The sequence below is a fragment of the Dryocola mayonis genome, from assembly GCF_051307045.1.
Lineage (GTDB): Bacteria > Pseudomonadota > Gammaproteobacteria > Enterobacterales > Enterobacteriaceae > Dryocola.
In genome coordinates this window covers 2249917-2268833 of the sequence record NZ_CP150452.1, presented here as the reverse complement: position 1 = coordinate 2268833, position 18917 = coordinate 2249917, and the positions used below count along the sequence as shown (strand labels likewise).

Annotated in this window: 15 protein-coding genes and 2 pseudogenes; 8 read left to right on the top strand and 9 right to left on the bottom strand. The window is 55.9% G+C overall.

Going from position 1 to position 18917, the window contains the following annotated elements; all coding sequences use genetic code 11:
• The first annotated feature begins 30 nt into the window (after positions 1-30).
• Complete coding sequence (locus WLO32_RS10985) at positions 31-273, top strand: hypothetical protein (RefSeq protein ID WP_435945224.1); 243 nt, start codon at positions 31-33, stop codon at positions 271-273.
• A gap of 223 nt (positions 274-496) precedes the next feature.
• The gene (gene zinT / locus WLO32_RS10980) at positions 497-1135 is read left to right on the top strand and encodes a metal-binding protein ZinT (RefSeq protein ID WP_435945223.1); all 639 of its coding nucleotides are present in this window, start codon (positions 497-499) and stop codon (positions 1133-1135) included.
• A gap of 38 nt (positions 1136-1173) precedes the next feature.
• On the opposite strand, the gene rstA is transcribed toward zinT, so the two are convergent.
• The 4 genes and pseudogenes from rstA to ydgH form a co-directional block, all read right to left on the bottom strand.
• Positions 1174-1896: a two-component system response regulator RstA gene (gene rstA / locus WLO32_RS10975; RefSeq protein WP_435945222.1), complete on the bottom strand. Its 723-nt coding sequence runs from the start codon at positions 1894-1896 to the stop codon at positions 1174-1176.
• 75 nt (positions 1897-1971) lie between these two features.
• Positions 1972-2697 carry a dihydromonapterin reductase gene (gene folM / locus WLO32_RS10970; RefSeq protein WP_435945221.1) on the bottom strand — a complete coding sequence of 242 codons (726 nt, stop codon included), beginning with the start codon at positions 2695-2697 and terminating at the stop codon, positions 1972-1974.
• Between the two features lie 30 nt (positions 2698-2727).
• Positions 2728-4110 carry an amino acid permease gene (locus tag WLO32_RS10965; RefSeq protein WP_435945220.1) on the bottom strand — a complete coding sequence of 461 codons (1383 nt, stop codon included), beginning with the start codon at positions 4108-4110 and terminating at the stop codon, positions 2728-2730.
• 198 nt (positions 4111-4308) lie between these two features.
• Positions 4309-5254, bottom strand: a pseudogene (gene ydgH, locus WLO32_RS10960) (DUF1471 family protein YdgH).
• A 548-nt stretch (positions 5255-5802) separates the two neighbouring features.
• Here ydgH and pntA point away from each other — a divergent pair.
• Positions 5803-7332 (top strand): Re/Si-specific NAD(P)(+) transhydrogenase subunit alpha, encoded by a 1530-nt coding sequence (pntA, locus tag WLO32_RS10955; protein WP_435945219.1) that lies wholly within the window; start codon positions 5803-5805, stop codon positions 7330-7332.
• A 10-nt stretch (positions 7333-7342) separates the two neighbouring features.
• Positions 7343-8731 (top strand): Re/Si-specific NAD(P)(+) transhydrogenase subunit beta, encoded by a 1389-nt coding sequence (pntB, locus tag WLO32_RS10950; RefSeq protein WP_435945218.1) that lies wholly within the window; start codon positions 7343-7345, stop codon positions 8729-8731.
• A gap of 63 nt (positions 8732-8794) precedes the next feature.
• Here the strand turns inward: pntB and WLO32_RS10945 are convergent, their stop codons facing one another.
• Positions 8795-9988 carry a zinc-dependent alcohol dehydrogenase gene (locus WLO32_RS10945; RefSeq protein ID WP_435945217.1) on the bottom strand — a complete coding sequence of 398 codons (1194 nt, stop codon included), beginning with the start codon at positions 9986-9988 and terminating at the stop codon, positions 8795-8797.
• Between the two features lie 375 nt (positions 9989-10363).
• Between WLO32_RS10945 and WLO32_RS10940 the strand changes: the two genes are divergently transcribed.
• Positions 10364-10870 (top strand): ferritin-like domain-containing protein, encoded by a 507-nt coding sequence (locus tag WLO32_RS10940; protein WP_435945216.1) that lies wholly within the window; start codon positions 10364-10366, stop codon positions 10868-10870.
• Between the two features lie 72 nt (positions 10871-10942).
• Here WLO32_RS10940 and uspE read toward each other — a convergent pair.
• From uspE to ogt, 3 genes and pseudogenes are all read right to left on the bottom strand, one after another.
• Positions 10943-11894 (bottom strand): annotated as a pseudogene (gene uspE, locus WLO32_RS10935) (universal stress protein UspE).
• Between the two features lie 136 nt (positions 11895-12030).
• Positions 12031-12783, bottom strand: coding sequence for a fumarate/nitrate reduction transcriptional regulator Fnr (gene fnr / locus WLO32_RS10930; protein WP_147402976.1), 753 nt, complete (start codon positions 12781-12783; stop codon positions 12031-12033).
• Positions 12784-12992: 209 nt separating this feature from the next.
• Positions 12993-13508 (bottom strand): methylated-DNA--[protein]-cysteine S-methyltransferase, encoded by a 516-nt coding sequence (ogt, locus tag WLO32_RS10925; RefSeq protein WP_435945215.1) that lies wholly within the window; start codon positions 13506-13508, stop codon positions 12993-12995.
• Positions 13509-14201: 693 nt separating this feature from the next.
• Between ogt and smrA the strand changes: the two genes are divergently transcribed.
• Entirely contained in the window at positions 14202-14765 is a 564-nt protein-coding gene (gene smrA, locus WLO32_RS10920; RefSeq protein WP_435945214.1) for a DNA endonuclease SmrA, read from the top strand.
• On the opposite strand, the gene WLO32_RS10915 is transcribed toward smrA, so the two are convergent.
• Positions 14762-15685 carry a LysR substrate-binding domain-containing protein gene (locus tag WLO32_RS10915; RefSeq protein WP_435945213.1) on the bottom strand — a complete coding sequence of 308 codons (924 nt, stop codon included), beginning with the start codon at positions 15683-15685 and terminating at the stop codon, positions 14762-14764. The two genes, smrA and WLO32_RS10915, sit on opposite strands and share 4 nt — an antisense overlap.
• A 250-nt stretch (positions 15686-15935) precedes the next feature.
• Between WLO32_RS10915 and hglS the strand changes: the two genes are divergently transcribed.
• Both hglS and WLO32_RS10905 read left to right on the top strand, forming a co-directional pair.
• Entirely contained in the window at positions 15936-17279 is a 1344-nt protein-coding gene (gene hglS, locus WLO32_RS10910; protein ID WP_435945212.1) for a 2-oxoadipate dioxygenase/decarboxylase HglS, read from the top strand.
• 39 nt (positions 17280-17318) lie between these two features.
• Positions 17319-18833 carry a carboxylesterase/lipase family protein gene (locus WLO32_RS10905; protein ID WP_435945211.1) on the top strand — a complete coding sequence of 505 codons (1515 nt, stop codon included), beginning with the start codon at positions 17319-17321 and terminating at the stop codon, positions 18831-18833.
• Positions 18834-18917 lie beyond the last annotated feature (84 nt).

The following is an 18917-nucleotide window of genomic DNA, read 5'->3' as shown; positions in this document are numbered from 1 at the left end:
GGCCGCCTAAGGTAAATCCGAGTATCCATCATGAAAAACTTTCAGCTCTACGTCGGCGGCGTTAACGACATCACCTACCGGTATGATATTCAGAAAACAGGTGATGCCTTTAGCGTTCGCATTTTCAATCTGGCCAGCAGGCAGCCCGTCGAAGATGGCGTTAAGTCTCTTCGCAGCATCACCTCGCAGGATGTCATCGCCGAGTGCGTCTCGCACTACAACCGGCGCGCAAAAAGCGTCAAAGGTTTCCTCAGATGGCTGGGATTCCACTAGCGCAGACCCCGGCTGAGCCCGGGGTTTTTTATATCTGTCATATATTCTGCGGCCGCTAAAGCTGAAGAAGCGGCTTTTTTATCAAAAATGACCCCGCGGTTAAAACATTCGTTCCTCCTTCTGCCATCCCTATGGCCTGACACAAGCCAGGGTTGAATCTCGGATTTATTATGTTATAACGTAACAATTCGAGCAAAGGGACATACAGGAGAAAGTAACGATCATGAAGAACGCCGCTATTTTACTGGGGCTGGGAGCCCTGCTTGGCAGCCCGCAGGTTTTTGCGCATGCGCATCACCACGGAAAGCCTTTGACGCAAGCGGAACAGAAAGCCAGTGAAGGCGTGTTTGACGATAAAAACGTCAAGGACCGCGCGCTGAGCGACTGGGACGGCATCTGGCAGTCGCTGAACCCGTATTTATTACAGGGCGACCTGACGCCGGTTCTGGAACAAAAGGCGAAAAAGAGCGGGAAATCCATTGCCGAGCTGGAAGCCTATTACCAAAAGGGCTATGCGACCGATATCGAAACCATTGGCATTGAAAACAACGTTATGGAGTTCCACGTCGGGAAAGAGGTGAGGTCGTGCGAGTATAGCTACCAGGGGTTTAAAATCCTCAACTATGTCTCCGGGAAGAAAGGCGTCCGCTATTTATTTACCTGCCCGGACAGCCAGTCAAAGGCGCCGAAATACGTCCAGTTTAGCGATCATATTATTGGCCCGCGCAGCTCCCAGCATTTCCATCTATTTATGGGCAACGCGTCACAGGACGCGCTGCTAAAAGAAATGGACAACTGGCCTACGTTTTATCCCTACAACATGACGAAAGCGCAGATAGTGGACGAAATGCTGCACCATTAACGAAATTAATGCCGCCCTGAGGCGGCATTTTTTCAGGCTTAACTCTCCCAGGCATGGGGAGCAAACAGGTAGCCCTTATTGCGCACGGTTTTAATACGGAAGGGCTCGGTCGCGCTGTCGTAGAGCTTTTTGCGCAGCCGGGAGATGGCGACGTCCACGCTTCGGTCCATGCCGTCATAGCTTACGCCGCGCAGGTTTTTCAGCAGCGCGTCCCTGTCCATGATTTGCCCGGCGTGGGTCGCAAGCTCCCAGAGCAAATCAAAATCCGCCGTCGAAAGCGCAATATTCTCGTCGCCGAGCGTGACCTGCCGATTGAGCGGATCGATGCACAGCGCGCCAAACCTCATCGCCTTATGCGGTTTTAACGCAGCCGGCGTGGTTTCAACGGTGTGCTGGGCCGAAATGCGCTGGCGTAAATGCAGGCGCAAACGCGCCAGCAGCACGGCGGGCGGCGTGGTTTTCAGAATATAGTCGTTCGCGCCCATTTCCAGCGACAGAATATGGTTCATATCGCTGTCCAGCGAGGTGAGCAGAACAATAGGGCCATCCCACTGCGGACGCAGATCGCGGCACAGCGTCATGCCGTCTTTGCCGGGCAGCATCACATCCAGAAGCACCAGGTCGGGTTGCTGTTGTTTAATCACCGCTTCGGCGCGGTCGCCGCGGCTTTCGACGATCACTTCAATGTCGTGTTTACCCAGGTAGGCTGCAATCAGCGCGCCCACTTCGGGGTCGTCTTCCACATATACGATTTTGTTCATAACCCGGCATGTCAGGTAAAAGAGGAAACATACACCGAGCGAATCTATTACGCCATAAATCGCTGGTAAACAGATTTATCGAAGAGGGCGGCCGCCGTCCACCGCATGGGTACGCCCGGTAACGTACCGGCTCGCCAGCAGATACTTCACCAGCGAGACTATCTCTTCTTCGCCCGGCGCGATCTTCATCAGTGATTTATTCAACGCCTCTTTACGGTAACCGGCGTCATCATGCTCGTTAAATAAAATCATCGCCGGGGCGATGGCGTTGACCTTCACTTCGGGAGCAAGCTTGCGGGCGAAAGAGCGCGTAAGGTTATCTAACGCGGCTTTACTGGCGGCGTAGGCGATATGTTTGTCGCTTCCGCGTTCGACCACGTAGTCGGTGAAGTGAATAATGTCCGCACTGGCGTGGCCACGCCCGCGCAGCAAAGGCTCAAGCAGATGGTTTAACAGGTAGGGAGCATGGACGTGGATTTGCAGCATGGCGGCAAGCGTTTCGCCGTGCGCAACCGCGGAGGATTCAGCCTGCCAGGCGCTGGCGTTGTGAATGATGGCGCGCAGGCCGTCGCAGCGCGCCAGCACGCTGTCAGCGAAGGTCCTGATCCCCTCATCGGTAGAGAAATCGCCCGGCAGGCAAAGCGCGCCCGCCTGTTCGAGCTCGTCAATGGAGGCGTAGCGCGTTCTGAAACTGACGATAACGGGCTGCTGACGAGCCAGAAAATCTTTCGCCAGCGCAAGACCGATACGGCGGCCGGCGCCGGTAATCAGCACCGGCCGGGTGGAACACGCTTTATCCATTAGGGGCTTCTCCTTGCTTGCGTTCGGGCGTTATCTCACCAGCATCCACGTCGCCGGGAACGCGGCGACCAGTATCCCGGCGATAATCGCTTTTTCCTGCACGTTGAGCTTGATTTCATGGCTGTGCGTGCTGCGGGCGTACATGAAAACAAGCAGCCCCGGGGCATACAGTACCACCGAAAGAAGCAGGTGCATCGGGCCGGAGGCGTAGAGCAGCCACAGCCCGTAAATGCATGCGCCAAGGCCGATGGCCTGATACAGCGGTCGGGTGGCGACTTTCAGCAGATAAGCGCCCACCAGGAAATAGGGCACGAGGATCATCTCTGAAGCGATGGTCAACAGCGTGTTGTAATCGGAGCCCGTAAGCCAGATCAGCACCAGGCAAACCTGCACGCTGATGTTCGTCAGCCACAGCGACGCCGAAGGCGCGTTGTTTTTATTCTGGCGCGCAAAAATTTTTGGGAAAGCCTTATGCGTGGCGGCGAGGAAAGGCACTTCCGCGGCCATAATCGTCCAGCTCAGGTAGGCGCCGCATACGGAAACGATCAGGCCCGCGGCGATGATCACCTCGCCCCACGGGCCCATCATCTCCACCATGATGCCCGCCATGGACGGGTTGCGCATCGCCGCCAGCTCAGGGCGGGCCACCACGCCAAGAGAAAGCAGGGTCACCAGCAGATAAACGCCCAGCGCGGCAATCACGGCGAGCAAGGTTGCGCGGCCGACATCTTTTTTATTGCGCGCGCGCGCGGAAACCACCACCGCGCCTTCAACGCCGATAAACACCCACAGCGTAATCAGCATGGTGTTTTTCACCTGCTCCCAGACCGGCACGCCCAGCTGCAGGCCGGAAAAGTCGAGGCTGAAGGTAGGAAGCCGGAAAGCCATGGCTGCAAGGACGATAAACATCCCGAGCGGCAGAAGTTTGGCGAGGGTGGCGACCAGATTAATGCTGGCGGCCGTTTGCACGCCGCGCAGCACCAGCCAGTGAACCATCCACAGCAAGACGGAGGCGCCGACGATAGACTGCCAGGTATTGCCGTCGCCAAACAGGCGCAGCTCGGGCGTATCGGTAAAGAAGCTTAACGCCGAGAAGACGATAACCAGGTAAGAGACGTTAGCGATGACCGCGCACAGCCAGTAGCCCCAGGCGGAGCAAAAACCGATTAATTCACCGAAACCTGCCCGTGCGTAGGTGAAGATTCCGCCGTCGAGATCCGGACGCAGACGGGTCAGCACCAGCATGGCGAGCGCCAGCAGCAGAATGCCCGCTCCGGTGATAGCCCAGCCGATCAACAGCGCCGCAGGGCTTGCTACGCTTGCCATGTTTTGCGGCAGGCTGAATACCCCGGCGCCGAGCATCGAGCTGAGGACCAGTGCGGTTAACGCGGCGAGGCCAAGTTTCTTTTCCATAGGTGTCCAGTAAAGGTGAGCCAGGATCCAGAATAATTATTATGCTTTGACGCATAAAAATGGTGGATCACGCTAAGGCGCGGAATTTTACGGAGTGTCGCCACTGCTTGCAATCAGATGCGCCGGAAATTGGACCAACAGCGCAAAAAGAGGACATAAAAAAGGGCAGCGAAGGCTGCCCCGGGAAATTTTTAACGTTTATTTATAGAGGTCCGCGCTGATGGTCATGTTGCCGCCACGCTCCTGCCACTGACGGGTCACGTGATAGAACTTCGCCCCTTTTTTGGCGGCGCGCTTCGCGACCTGGTACGACACTTCGGTCATGCCGCTGTAGTTGCCGGTAAACTTGATGCTGTCGAACGGCACCATCTGGGCGGCGGTAACCTTATTAAGCTCCTGGATCTTAGTCCCGTCCGGCAGGGTGACAGTGTAACGCCCGCCTTTTGATGACTGGGTTTCAAAGAAGCGGCCCACGTCGCTGCTTGGCATAGAAGAGGTGGCAACGCCTGGGATTTCAACTTTTGCGGCGGCTGTGCCACCGGCGGCAATCGCCGCTTTACCGGCTTCAGAGTTTGCAGGAATGGCGTCGGGGCTTTGCACTACGCGCTTTTTCGCATCGGCTTTGTAGATGAACGCGGTAATGCGCTGGTTGCCGCCCTGGTTTGCATCAACCTGGCGCACGATATAGTAAGAGGCGGCGCCTTTTTGCCTGGCCGCTTTGGTAATGGCGTCGTTCACTTCCGGCTGGCTGCGGAAGAAACCCTGTACGGTAACGGTGTCGAAAGGCTCAAGCAGGTAGGGCCTGATCCTTTGGCAGCTCCATCACGCCATTGATGACGCGGTTGCCTTCGGCTGCGGCTTTCGGCGCATCGGCATGGAAAATATCCGCCACCACGCGCCAGTTGCCGCTGTTGCCGGTGTCGTTCAGATCCTGAATATAGAAAGAAGCGGCGCCGGCGTCGTCAGCGCGGCGAGAGACGGCTTTAGCCGCATCGCTGATCGCCGTAAAACGACCCGTTACGATGATGCGATCAAAAGGTTTAAGAGAGGCCGCTTGCTCCGGGGTCAATTCCTGCGCTGCCTGGGCAGACAGCGTCGTCAGGGAGATAAGTGCTGACGCCAGAAGGGTGTTCTTGAGCTTCATAAAAATAATCCTTCGCCTTGCGCAAAATGAATACTAATACCGCATTCTCTGAAAGTTACCAGTAAGCGGCAGATTATGCATCGAATGAGGGCTACTGTCTGCGGCATTTTTCAAAGCGTTAACCTGCCGCGGCAGAATTTCCATAACTAAAAATTATATCTCCTGAATTTGCCCGCTTGACCAGTAAAAGTGATAAAGCTTACGACTTATTTAGTTAATACAATGTTAAAACTGGCTTTTGACGCGGCGCAGAATCATGTTTTCCCGCTTCGCTTAAGCGTATTATCAGGTGTCAGCGATGAATTTTAGTTAAAAATAGCTAGTTTAAGGTCTGGACACTGAGATTTTGCGGTAAAGATACAAATACTGCGATCGCGATGTGGATCACAGGCGTTATTTTCAGTAGGTTATAAAAAGTTTGTTACAGATGTATTTTTTGTTGAAGTGGTAACGGAGATGACGTTTGTCAGGGGTACAGACAACGGGCATACGGTTGGCCGCGGCAACGTCTGACAAACCATCATAATAAACAGATGGAAGGGAATACTATGCGTATTGGTGTACCAAAAGAGCGGTGGGCCGGTGAATCCCGCGTGGCTGCCACACCGAAAACCGTGGAACAACTGCTGAAGCTGGGATTTACCGTCGCCGTTGAAAGTGGCGCGGGCAATCTGGCGAGCTTTGATGATGAAGCTTTTGCGCAGGCGGGAGCCACCGTTACCGACACTGCCGATGTCTGGCAATCCGATATCATCCTGAAGGTTAACGCTCCCCAGGACGATGAAATCGAGCTGATGCGTGAAGGCTCAACGCTTGTGAGCTTTATCTGGCCGGCGCAAAACGCCGAGCTGCTTGAGAAGCTCGCCGCCCGCAACGTAACCGTCATGGCGATGGACTCGGTGCCGCGTATTTCGCGCGCTCAGTCTCTTGACGCCCTGAGCTCAATGGCCAACATTGCCGGCTATCGCGCCATCGTTGAAGCCGCTCATGAATTCGGCCGCTTCTTTACCGGACAGATAACCGCGGCCGGCAAAGCGCCTCCGGCGAAGGTAATGGTCATCGGCGCGGGCGTAGCAGGCCTTGCGGCGATAGGCGCGGCAAACAGCCTTGGCGCCATCGTGCGCGCTTTCGACACCCGCCCTGAGGTAAAAGAGCAGGTGCAGAGTATGGGCGCCGAGTTCCTTGAGCTCGACTTTAAAGAAGAGGCGGGCAGCGGCGACGGCTATGCCAAAGTGATGTCCGAAGCCTTTATCAAAGCCGAGATGGAGCTCTTTGCCGCGCAGGCGAAAGAGGTCGACATCATCGTTACCACCGCCCTGATCCCGGGCAAGCCGGCGCCGAAGCTCATCACCCGTGAAATGGTGGACTCCATGCAGGCGGGCAGCGTGATTGTCGATCTGGCGGCGCAAAACGGCGGCAACTGCGAATACACCGTGGCCGACAAAATTACCGTGACGCCAAACGGCGTGCGCGTCATTGGCTATACCGATCTGCCGGGCCGCCTGCCGACCCAGTCCTCGCAGCTGTACGGCACCAACCTGGTGAACCTGCTAAAACTGCTGTGCAAAGAAAAAGACGGCAATATCAACGTCGATTTTGAAGACGTGGTTATCCGCGGCGTGACGGTTATTCGCGAAGGCGAAGTCACCTGGCCTGCGCCGCCGATTCAGGTTTCCGCGCAGCCTCAGGCGGCGCAGCCGAAAGCTGCCGCTGCGGTAGAAGAGAAAAAACCGGCATCCCCATGGCGCAAATACGCCTTGATGGCGCTGGCGATTATTCTGTTCGGCTGGCTTGCGGACGTCGCGCCGAAAGAGTTCCTCGGCCACTTTACGGTGTTCGCCCTGGCCTGCGTGGTGGGCTACTACGTGGTGTGGAACGTTTCGCACGCGCTGCATACGCCGCTGATGTCGGTGACCAACGCTATTTCGGGGATCATCGTGGTCGGCGCGCTTTTACAGATTGGGCACGGCGGCTGGGTCAGCTTCCTGAGCTTTATCGCCGTGCTGATTGCCAGCATCAATATTTTTGGTGGTTTCACCGTCACTCAGCGCATGCTGAAAATGTTCCGGAAGAACTAAGGGGTAACAAATGTCTGGTGGATTAGTTACAGCTGCATACATTGTTGCCGCGATCCTGTTTATTTTCAGCCTGGCCGGGCTGTCAAAGCACGAAACCTCGAAGCAGGGCAACCTGTTCGGCATGGCCGGGATGGCGATTGCGCTTGTGGCGACCATCTTCGGGCCGGAAACGGGCAACGTCGTGTGGATAATCGTTGCGATGGTTATCGGCGGTGCTATCGGCATGCACCTTGCGAAGAAAGTCGAAATGACGGAGATGCCGGAGCTGGTGGCGATTCTGCACAGCTTCGTGGGTCTGGCGGCGGTTCTGGTTGGCTTTAACAGCTATCTGGATCATGCGCCGGGCCTCGAGCCCGTGATGGAAAACATCCATTTAACGGAAGTTTTCCTCGGCATCTTTATCGGGGCGGTGACCTTCACGGGTTCAATCGTGGCCTTTGGCAAACTGCGCGGCAAGATCTCTTCTAAACCGCTGATGCTGCCGAATCGTCACAAGCTGAATCTGGCGGCGCTGGTGGTGTCCTTCGCCTTGCTGATCGTCTTTGTCCGTACCGAAAGCATTGGCCTGCAGGTGATGGCGCTGCTGTTGATGACCATTATCGCGCTGGCTATCGGCTGGCACCTGGTGGCGTCTATCGGCGGCGCGGATATGCCGGTGGTGGTTTCAATGCTCAACTCTTATTCCGGTTGGGCCGCGGCGGCCGCGGGCTTTATGCTCAGCAACGACCTGCTGATTGTGACCGGCGCGCTGGTGGGTTCTTCGGGCGCCATCCTGTCTTACATCATGTGTAAGGCGATGAACCGCTCGTTCATCAGCGTTATCGCAGGCGGCTTCGGCACCGACGGCTCGTCTACTGGCGAAACCGACGAGGCAGGGGAGCACCGTGAAATCACCGCGGAAGAAACGGCAGAAATGCTTAAGAGCTCCAGCTCGGTGATTATCACCCCGGGCTACGGGATGGCGGTTGCGCAGGCGCAGTATCCGGTGGCGGAAATCACCGAGAAGCTGCGCGCTCGCGGGATCAAAGTACGCTTTGGTATTCACCCGGTTGCGGGCCGTCTGCCGGGCCATATGAACGTATTGCTGGCCGAGGCGCGCGTGCCTTACGACGTGGTGCTGGAAATGGATGAGATCAACGATGATTTCAGCGATACCGACACCGTGCTGGTCATCGGCGCTAACGATACGGTCAACCCGGCCGCCCAGGAAGATCCGCGCAGCCCTATCGCCGGCATGCCGGTGCTGGAAGTGTGGAAGGCGCAAAACGTTATCGTCTTTAAGCGTTCGATGAACACCGGCTATGCCGGCGTGCAGAACCCGCTGTTCTTTAAAGACAATACGCAAATGCTGTTCGGCGATGCCAAAGCAAGCGTGGAAGCCATTCTTAAAGCGCTCTGATTTAACGGGCCGCTAAAAAACCGCCTCCAGGGGCGGTTTTTTATTGCCAGAAAACAGCCGGCGTCAGATCGTCGCGGCCGCGGCGTTAAGGCCCGGGACAAGGATTATCTTGCGGCAGTCTTCCTGGCGCTTTTCAAAGATCTCATAGCCGCGGGCGGCGTCTTCAAGAGGAAGATGGTGGGTGACGATTTCTTCCGGATGCAGATGGCCGCTTTCAATCAGCTTGAGCAGCTCCGGCAAAAACGCATGCACGTGGGTTTGCCCCATTTTGAAGGTTAAGCCTTTGTCGAAGGCGTCGCCGAACAGGAAGCCGTGGATAAAGCCGGCGTAGACGCCCGGCACGCTGACGATCCCGCCCCGGCGTACGGCGGCAATACACTGCCGCAACGCTTTCCCGCTGCTGCCTTCAAGCTTAAGGTTGCTGAGCACCGTTTCGGTTATGCTGCCCTTGGCTTCAAAGCCCACCGCGTCTATGACCGCGTCCACGCCGCGGTTTCCGGCGGTGTTTTCAATAATCCAGGCCGCGGCGTCGTCGTTTTCATCGAAATTAATCGGGATCGCGCCGTAGCGCTGCTGGGCGAAAGCGAGCCGGTAAGGATGATGATCGATAATAAATATCTTCTCGGCCCCGGCCAGGCGGGCGCAGGCGGCGCTCAGCAGTCCCACGGGGCCGGCGCCGAATATCGCCACGCTTGAGCCTTGTTTTACCTCGGCATTTTTAACGGCCTGCCAGGCGGTAGGCAAAATATCCGAAAGGAATAAAACTTTTTCATCGGCAAGGTTTGTGGGAACTTTAAAAGGGCCGGTGTTGGCTTTCGGCACGCGGACATATTCTGCCTGGCCGCCGGGTATACCGCCGTAAAGATCGCTGTAGCCAAATAAAGCGGCAGGCGGCGTAATTGTTTTGCGGTTAAGCGCCGCGCCTTTACCGGTATTGGTCGTTTCACAAGCCGCATACTGATGCATATGGCAAAAGAAACAGTCGCCGCAGGCGATAACGAAAGGGATAACGACCCTGTCGCCTTTATTTACCGCCGTTACGTCAGAACCCGTTTCAACGACTTCGCCCATAAACTCATGACCGAAAATATCCCCGTGATGGGTGCCCGGGATCTTTCCCCGGTACAGATGCAGGTCAGAGCCGCAAATTGCCGTTGCGGTGACCTTGAGGATGATATCGTCAGAGGCTTCGATGATGGGGTCGGGCATGTTGTCTACGCTAACATGCTTAGGGCCATGATAAGTAAGTGCTTTCATAAGTTGGCTTCATCCTCTCAAACGTAATTAATAGCGGAGCGACCCTAAAAATGTAGCCTGGATTCTATTTGCGCGGGTCAGATAAAGCTTATTGTGCAGAATAAAAAAGCTTTTTCAGGATTTTGTATCATACTTATGTTCTGGCGGAATCAGGTAAAACGTCGCTTATCAGGCAGCATGCAGGTTAATAAAAGAGGCTGCGCTTTGGCTTCGCGGTTTATTTTTTTTAGCCTGCAGCCTGGGAAAGCGTAATTTTTTCTGGCCGCATAACAAAGATTAACTTTATCAATTTGCATTCCTGTATAGCGCTATTTCTGACTGCAGGATTTATTTATCTGTCTGGCTAACCAAATGTTGAATACAGGAGAAGCCCAAATGAATTACACCGAAAATTATCATGACTGGTTACGTGACGCTCATGCCATGGAAAAACAGGCAGAATCGATGCTTGAAAAAATGGCGTCGCGCCTTGAGCATTATCCCGATCTTAAAGCACGCATTGAACAGCATATTATTGAAACCCGTCAGCAGCAGCAGCTCCTCAATGAAGTTATCGACAGAAACGGCATCTCCAGCTCGATAGTGAAAGACGCGGTAAGCAAAATGGCCGCCTTCGGGCAGGCTATGGGCGGGATGATGACCCCGGACGAAGTGGTTAAAGGGGCCATCAGCGGCTACGTCTTTGAGCACTTTGAAATAGCCTGTTATACCTCGCTAATCGCCGCGGCTAAGCTTGCGGGCGACCACGACGGCGCGGCGGTTTTCGCCAAAATCCTTGAACAGGAAAAAGCGATGGCCGAATGGGCGATAACGCACCTTGCAGACGTCACGGAGCAGTTTATGGTCCGTTCAAACGCCCCGGATACCGAAGCCAAAAAATAGCTCCGCTCGTTCATTAATAAAAAAGCCCATCGGCGTTGCCAGCGACGGGCTTTTATTTATTCTGACGGCGCGTTAATCGTCTTCATCATCGTCTAATTCAACGGGGGTCTGATATTCATCAGGCTTGATGACTAAAAGGTCGCAGCGTAAATGGTCGATAACCTGCTCTGCGGTGTTGCCGAGGAACGCGGCGGAAAGCCCGGTGCGTCCTACGGTTCCCAGCACGACGATCCCGGCCTGCAGATGCTCCGCCAAATCCGGGATAACCTCTTCAGGCAGCCCCTTTTCGACGTGGGTCATTTTCTCATCGATGCCGAACTGCTGACGGATGGCCCTTCATCGCCACCAGGTGCTGGCCGCGAATGGCGTCGTTATAGACGCTTGGATCAAAATCGGGCAGTTCGATGGCGATATTGATAGGGGTAACCGGATAGGCGCCGACCAGATGAACCTCAGTGTGGTTGATGTCATCCGCGAGGCGCAGGGTTTCTTTGACTAACTTCTCGTTAAGGGCGTTATGATACTGCTCTTCGCTGGCAAGGTTTACCGCGACCAGCGCCTTGCCGCCTTCCGGCCAGGGCTTCTCGTTCACCATCCACACCGGGCATGGGCATTTACGCAGCAGATGCCAGTCGGTCGGGGTGAAAATCACCGCCTCAAGCTTGTCGTGCTGGTGGGTCATTTTCAGCAGCAGGTCGTGACCGCCGCTGATGACTTCCTGAATAATGGCTTCGAAAGGTCGGTTATGCCATACCACTTTAATTTCAACGGGCACGCCGGCTTCGATGTAATACTGGGCCTGTTCTTTAATCCAGGCCGCACGCTGGCTGATCACGCCTTTACGCATAGCGGTGCGTTCATCCGGCGACAGAAGGGTGGTCATTTCATAGGAAAAGTCATAGATAGGCAAAAACGCCTTAATTCTGCCGCCAATCCTTTGGTGCAAATAAACGGCACGCCGCAGGGCAGGTTGGTCGTCCTGATTGGGATCAATCACGACTAGCATGTTTTGATACTTTGCCATACAGGTCTCCTTACAACTGCTTAACCACAGTCTGTTAAGTAAGATTAACCTATAAGAAGAGAATGAAACAGGTGAGAAGCCGTTGCCGGATCAAAAACATAGAAAATATTAGCGATCCGGCAAAGGTCAGGGTTTATCAGGCGACGCTACGCGATTGACCAGCAAGCTGCGACAGCAGCTCGATATTTTCAATCGTAATGTACTTGCCTTTAACCGCCAGCATGCCGCTTTTCTGGAAACGACCCAGCAGGCGGCTGATGGTTTCCACGGTTAAGCCAAGATAGTTACCGATGTCGCCGCGGGTCATGGTCAGGCGGAATTCGCGAGGCGAGAAGCCGCGCTGCGCGAAGCGACGCGAAAGGTTATAAACAAAGGCCGCCAGACGCTCTTCCGCATTCTTCTTGGAAAGCAGCAGGATCATATCCTGATCGCCTTTGATCTCGCCGCTCATTAAACGCATCATCTGCTGGCGCAGGTTCGGCATCTTGCCGGACAAATCATCCAGCGTTTCGAACGGAATTTCGCAAACCATGGACGTTTCGAGCGCCTGGGCGAAGCTTGGGTGATGCCCGGTGCCGATAGCGTCGAAGCCGACCAGATCGCCGGCAAGGTGGAAGCCGGTAATTTGCTCGTCGCCCTGTTCGGTGATGGTGTAGCTTTTAATGGTCCCTGAACGAATGGCGTACAGCGATTTCAGTTCGTCACCCGCTTTAAACAGGGTTTGTCCCTTTTGGATAGGCTTTTTACGCTCGATGATATTATCAAGTTGATCAAGCTCATGCTCGTTGAGCGTAAAAGGGATGCATAATTGGCTGATGCTGCAATCCTGACAATGGATAGCACAACCGCCAGACTGAATGCGTCGAATAATTCGCTTTTCAGGGATCATAGATATGCTCAGGCCGTAATTGATATTGGTCAATTTTAACATCTTTTTGCTGAGCAGGTAAGTATGGCGAAACCCCATTGAGAATATAATGGTATTCAAAATGTAATTTTCATCGCCATCTTATTGATAAGACAGTTATTATCTGATTAAGCTCGCGAATTGCCACCGCATTTATGGCTTAATTCCCGCTTTGAAAACAACCCGCTTGCCTACAGCAGCAAATAGCCTTCATGCCGCAAAAGCCACTCTTTACGGGTTACGCCACCGGCATAACCCGTCATGGTGCCGTTGCGCCCGATAACGCGATGGCAGGGCACCACGATACTTACCGGATTAGAGCCGTTGGCCGCTCCGACGGCCCGCGCCGCACTCGCGCGGCCAAGCTGCTCCGCCAGCTGTCCATAGTGCATGACCTGTCCGCAGGGTATGGCGCGCAGCGCTTGCCATACTTCGCGCTGGAACGGCGTGCCGGCAGTCGCGGTCGGCAGATCCTCAATGATGCTCAAATCGCCGTCGAAGTAGTCGCGCAGCCTGTCGCTCATGCCGCCGGGATTTTGACTGCCGACGCGCTGGTAACCTTCGGCCCGGTAGTGAATATTCAGCAGCTGCACCATACGGTCGCTGTGTTCTTCCCACTCCACGGCGCGCAGCCTGAACTGCTCATCGCACAGTATCCATAGCGGCCCAAGCGGCGTGGCAATCTTGTCTTCAAGCAGTGTCAGCATTATGCGCTCCTTGTTCATCCTCGCGCGGGTAAACCCCACCGGCCGCTAAGATACCATGCCGTCAGCGGAAGCCGCCAGACACCCAAAAAGGGTAGGGAAGCCTTTAAAACTTTGTGGTATTTGCCGCGTAGGTCCGCTCGACAAAATATTCATTTTTTGAACAATGTTTAAATAAGACGGAAAATAACGATTTATAAAGCAGCTATTTTAAATAGGCGCCGGCATAACGATTGATGATGAAAAGATATATTCGATCGTTTTTTGCGCAGTATTTTCCCGCCCGCTCTATTTGGGCGCTCATTTTGTCGTCAGCAGGGTTAATTGTTTGGGCGCGGCTGATAACTAAGCGAAAAGCAAGAATAAAATATATCCATTCGCCGTTAAAAAAAGGGGGCCAGACGACATCAGTCTGACCCCAGTACACACAGCAATGCTTCCTGTTTAGACCCTGTTATATTCCTGTTTCGGGCTACTGTTATTTATAGCCATTTCTGAAAAAAATGCATGGTTATCCAGGTGATTAGTTTCACGCTTTTGCATATGCAATATATTTCTTATTAACAAGTGAAATAAAAATAACCTTGCTGAGCATTATTTGCCCGTGTCGGGCAGCCATTGCCGCGGCCGCTGATATTGAGCCACGGCAGTTCGGCGGCTATAGTACACAGCGAAGACGAGCCTGGAGGACTTTCCATGAACCTTGACGACAAAGCGCTGTTTCTCGACGCCATGGAGGATGTCAAACCGCTGAAAAACTGTACCAGCAGCCAGTGGCTCAAACCTGCCAAAGCAAAACCCCTGCAAAAAATCGACGCTGTGCAGCTCGATAACTTTCTGACCACCGACTATCTGGATATCGTGCCGCTGGGCACGCCGCTGGAGTTTAAACGCGAAGGGCTGCAAACCGGCGTGCTCGACAAGCTTCGCCTGGGTAAATACGGCCAGCAGGCGAGCCTCAATCTGCTGCACCAGCCCGTTGAGCAGTGCCGCCAGATGCTGTTTGCCTGGCTGCAGCAGGCGAAACAGGAAGGGTTGCGCAACCTGCTCATCGTTCACGGCAAAGGCCGCGAAGATCGCTCCCACGCCAATATTGTGCGCAGCTATCTGGCGCGCTGGCTGCCGGAATTTGATGAAGTGCAGGCTTTCTGCAGCGCGATGCCGCACCACGGCGGCAGCGGCGCCTGCTACGTGGCGCTAAAAAAATCGCCTCAGGCCAGGCTTGAAAACCGGGAGCGCCACGCGAAACGCAGCCGTTAGCCGGGCATAGATTTCCGAATCGAAGCCAGCAGAATTTGCGCGCCCGGCGATAGCGTGGCATCCACGCGCGTCAGGATCCCAATCGGCTCTCCCGCGCCCTGTGCGGCAATCGGCAGGGCCGTTAGCGTGCCCTGGCGTAAATCCTCTTTGACCGCGCCGGAGGGCACAAACCAGACGTAGTTGTAATCCACCGTCAGCTGGCGCGAAAGCGAGGCGGACAGGGTTTCGATGCAGGTTGCCGGGAGCTTGCATCCCTGGCTTGCAAGCAGCGTTTCGGCATTCTGGCGTGGAACCGTGCCCTGCGGGGAAACCACCACCGGCCACTCCATTATCCGGCTTAAGGTAATATTTTCCTGCAGGATAGGGTGGCCCGGACGCACCACCAGCTTTAGCGACTCGAGGAACAGCAGCTCGTAATTCAGCCCGGTCATCAGCTCCGGGTCGGACATGCGGCCGATGCCCAAATCCAGCTCGCCGGATTTCAGCCCCGCCAGCAGCATGGTGTTGTTCATGGTGCCGACCTGAAGCGTGACATCGCTTTGCTGCCGGTGAAACTGCCCGATAACCGCGGGCAGGATGCCCAGCGCTGCGGTAGGCAAGGCGCCGATTCTGACCACGGAGCAGGGCTGGTCATCTCTGCGGGTCAGGGACTGCCCGGCGTGGTTGAGCGCGTCAAGCACCTTGACGGCGTGAGTGAGGAACTGCTCCCCCATCAGCGTAAGCTGCGCCCCTAACCGCCCGCGGTCGAACAGGCGCGTGCCGGTCAGCTGCTCCAGCTCGTTAAGGGTTTTGGAGAGCGCCGGTTGACTCAGATTAAGGGTTTCAGCCGCCCGCCCCAGTGTTCCCTGCTGAGCGACGGCTACGAAAGTGTGGAGATGGCGCAAGCGAATGCGCTGACTGAAAAGACCATTTTTTTCCATAAGCGATGTTAAAAACAGACCGCAGGCGGTGACAAGATAAGTTGTTTAATTATGATAACTTGCTAGCAAAATAATGTTAACAATTCCGCAATATAGCCCGCCGGCTTTATCGCGCCGCAGCTTATTTAAGTCGCGGTTAGCATTACTGATTTCGCACCGCTGTAAAGCAGATCACAAAACGCAAATTCTTCGCCCTGAGTGCCTTCCCAGACTCTACGCTTTCAGCAATATCCACTGGAGACACGACATCATGGCGAACAACATCACGGCTGATGAGATTCGGGAAAAATTTTCGCACGCAATGTCGGCGATGTACCAGCAAGAGGTGCCTCAGTACGGCACGCTGTTAGAATTGGTCGCCGATGTGAACCTCGCGGTTCTGGAAAACGACCCGGAGCTGCAGCAACAGCTGGAAAACGCTGACGAACTGGCAAGGCTTAACGTGGAACGCCACGGGGCGATTCGCGTCGGCAAAGCGGAGGAGCTGGCGACCCTGCGCCGGATTTTTGCCGTTATGGGCATGCTGCCGGTCGGCTATTACGATCTTTCGCAGGCGGGCGTGCCGGTACACTCCACCGCCTTTCGCCCGATAGAGGATACTGCGCTGGCCCGTAACCCTTTCCGGGTGTTCACTTCGCTGCTGCGCCTTGAGCTTATTGAAGACGTATCCCTGCGCAAGAAAGCGGCGGCCATCCTCGCGAAACGAGATATTTTCACCCCGCGCTGCCGGGCGCTGCTTGATATTTATGATCGGCAGGGCGGTTTGCATGAAGCCCAGGCCTGCGAGTTTGTCGAGGAGGCGCTGGAGACGTTTCGCTGGCACAGCCATGCGACCGTTGATGCGCAGACCTACCAGGCGCTGCACGATCAGCACCGGCTGATAGCCGACGTGGTCTGTTTTCAGGGCTGCCATATCAATCACCTGACGCCGCGAACGCTGGATATTGACCGCGTGCAGGCGCTGATGCCGGAATACGGCATCTCGCCTAAAGCGATAATTGAAGGGCCGCCGCGCCGCGAATTTCCGATTTTGCTGCGCCAGACCAGCTTTAAGGCGCTGGAGGAGCCGATTTTATTTGCCGGTGAGCATCACGGAACGCACACGGCACGGTTTGGCGAAATCGAACAGCGGGGCGTGGCGTTAACGCCGAAAGGACGCGCCCTGTATGACGAACTGCTGCTCGCGGCGGGCAACGGCAAGGACAACCTCAGCCATCAGCACCACCTGCAGGAGGTGTTCAGCCGCCTGCCGGACAGCGATACGCTGCTGCGTCGCCAGGCGCTGGCCTATTTCCGCTATCGCTTAACGCCAACCGGGGAGATGCACCGCTCGGGGATAAAGCCCGGCGACGATCCGCAGCTGTTAATCGAGCGCGGCTGGCTGGTGGCGCAGCCTATAACCTATGAAGATTTTCTGCCGGTGAGCGCCGCGGGGATTTTCCAGTCTAATCTGGGCGGCGAAGGCGGCGCCCGCAGCCACGGCCATGCCAGCCGCGAGGCCTTTGAGCAGGCGCTCGGCGCGCCGGTCGCCAACGAGTTTGAGCTTTACCAGCAGGCCGAAGACCGCAGCAGGCGGCGTTGCGGTTTGCTCTGAACGCGCTACTGTAAAGGATTGAACAGCAAGGAACCGCAGATGGAACAGCCTGAAATGCCGTTGGTTGAAGTGGCGCAGGGCACGCTTGCCGGCACCACGGAAGGGGAATGCGTCGTCTTTCGCGGCATCCCCTTCGCCGCACCCCCCGTCGGCGATTTACGCTGGCGCGCGCCCGTTCCCGCGGCAGGCTGGGAGGGCGTCAGGCTCGCCACGCGGTTTTCCTGCGCAAGCTGGCAAAGCCTGGAATACTGCAAAGCCGTGGGCGGCGGCGATCCGGGGCGGTTTTCTGAGGACTGCCTCTATCTGAATATCTGGGCTCCGGCAACGAGCGGCGAGGAGCCGCTTCCGGTGATGGTCTGGCTGCACGGCGGCGGTTACACCATCGGCGCCGGCGGGCTAACGCCGTATGACGGCCGCGGGTTCGCCTCGCGCGGCGTGGTGCTGGTCTCCGTCAACTACCGGCTCGGACACCTGGGTTTTTTCGCGCATCCCGCCCTTGAGGGGGAAGACGCCGCAGGCCCGGTATATAACTTTGCCCTGATGGACCAGATACTTGCGTTGCAATGGGTGCGGGAAAATATTCGCGCCTTTGGCGGCGACGCCGGTAACGTAACGCTGTTTGGCGAATCGGCCGGGGCGCGCAGCGTTCTTTCGCTTTTAGCCTCGCCGCTTGCCGGCGGGCTATTCCATAAAGCGATCGTCCAGAGCGCTTACACCCTGCCGGACGTCGAGCGTAGCCAGGCGCTGAGAAAAGGGATTTCGCTGGCGCGTCATTTCGGGCTGCAGGACGCGACGGCGGAACAGCTGCGCGAGCTGCCGGCCGACGTATTCTGGCAGCTAGAGGCGCCGCTGAACATCGGGCCCGCGCCCATCTGCGGCGACCGCGTGCTGCCTGAGCCGATGCTCGATACCTTCTTCGCGGGCAGGCAGCATCCGATGCCGATAATGATCGGCAGCAACAGCGATGAGGCGAGCGTGCTGAGCTATTTCGGCATCGACCTCGCCGGACAGATCGAGCGGCTGCGCCGTGAGAAACGCTTCGGACTGGGGCTGATAAAATTGCTCTATCCCGGCGTAAAAGGCGATAGCGAACTGGGGCGCCAGGTATGCCGCGATATGGCGTTTACCACCATGGGCTTTGTGGTGATGCAGGCGCAGCAGCGCATCGGGCAGCCCTGCTGGCGCTATTACTTCGACTATGTCGCCGAGGCCGAGCGCAAAACCTACGCCAACGGCACCTGGCACGGCAACGAAGTGCCTTATGTCTTCAACACGCTGCTGCTTACTCCGCCGGCCTGCGGGTACGTGAACGAAAGGGATCTCGCCTTCGGCGCCAAAGTCTGCGATTACTGGGCGGAGTTTGCCCGCGCGGCGACGTCCCAAAGCGAACAGCTTGCCGGCGAGCTACGCTGGCCGGCCTGCACGCGGCGCAAAGACAGAACGATGCTGCTGGGCGTGAATCAACAGGCGCGGTTCAAAATAATCAATCGCTTTATGCGAACCCGCATGCAGCTGTTTAAACGCGTAATGAAGCACCAGGTTAGCCTGGATTAAGTTTAGGCCAGTAAGGCCATTCAACGAATGGCCGGCACCTTTGTCATCTCATTCATTTATAAGATTGTTTTAGTTTTAAGGATA

Coding starts and splice junctions, on each gene's coding strand:
- fnr (WP_147402976.1), bottom strand. CDS start 12,783: ATGATCCCTGAAAAGCGAATTATTCGACGCATTCAGTCTGGCGGTTGT.
- zinT (WP_435945223.1), top strand. CDS start 497: ATGAAGAACGCCGCTATTTTACTGGGGCTGGGAGCCCTGCTTGGCAGC.
- pntA (WP_435945219.1), top strand. CDS start 5,803: ATGCGTATTGGTGTACCAAAAGAGCGGTGGGCCGGTGAATCCCGCGTG.
- smrA (WP_435945214.1), top strand. CDS start 14,202: ATGAACCTTGACGACAAAGCGCTGTTTCTCGACGCCATGGAGGATGTC.
- rstA (WP_435945222.1), bottom strand. CDS start 1,896: ATGAACAAAATCGTATATGTGGAAGACGACCCCGAAGTGGGCGCGCTG.
- hglS (WP_435945212.1), top strand. CDS start 15,936: ATGGCGAACAACATCACGGCTGATGAGATTCGGGAAAAATTTTCGCAC.
- WLO32_RS10940 (WP_435945216.1), top strand. CDS start 10,364: ATGAATTACACCGAAAATTATCATGACTGGTTACGTGACGCTCATGCC.
- WLO32_RS10945 (WP_435945217.1), bottom strand. CDS start 9,988: ATGAAAGCACTTACTTATCATGGCCCTAAGCATGTTAGCGTAGACAAC.
- WLO32_RS10915 (WP_435945213.1), bottom strand. CDS start 15,685: ATGGAAAAAAATGGTCTTTTCAGTCAGCGCATTCGCTTGCGCCATCTC.
- folM (WP_435945221.1), bottom strand. CDS start 2,697: ATGGATAAAGCGTGTTCCACCCGGCCGGTGCTGATTACCGGCGCCGGC.
- pntB (WP_435945218.1), top strand. CDS start 7,343: ATGTCTGGTGGATTAGTTACAGCTGCATACATTGTTGCCGCGATCCTG.
- WLO32_RS10905 (WP_435945211.1), top strand. CDS start 17,319: ATGGAACAGCCTGAAATGCCGTTGGTTGAAGTGGCGCAGGGCACGCTT.
- WLO32_RS10985 (WP_435945224.1), top strand. CDS start 31: ATGAAAAACTTTCAGCTCTACGTCGGCGGCGTTAACGACATCACCTAC.
- ogt (WP_435945215.1), bottom strand. CDS start 13,508: ATGCTGACACTGCTTGAAGACAAGATTGCCACGCCGCTTGGGCCGCTA.
- WLO32_RS10965 (WP_435945220.1), bottom strand. CDS start 4,110: ATGGAAAAGAAACTTGGCCTCGCCGCGTTAACCGCACTGGTCCTCAGC.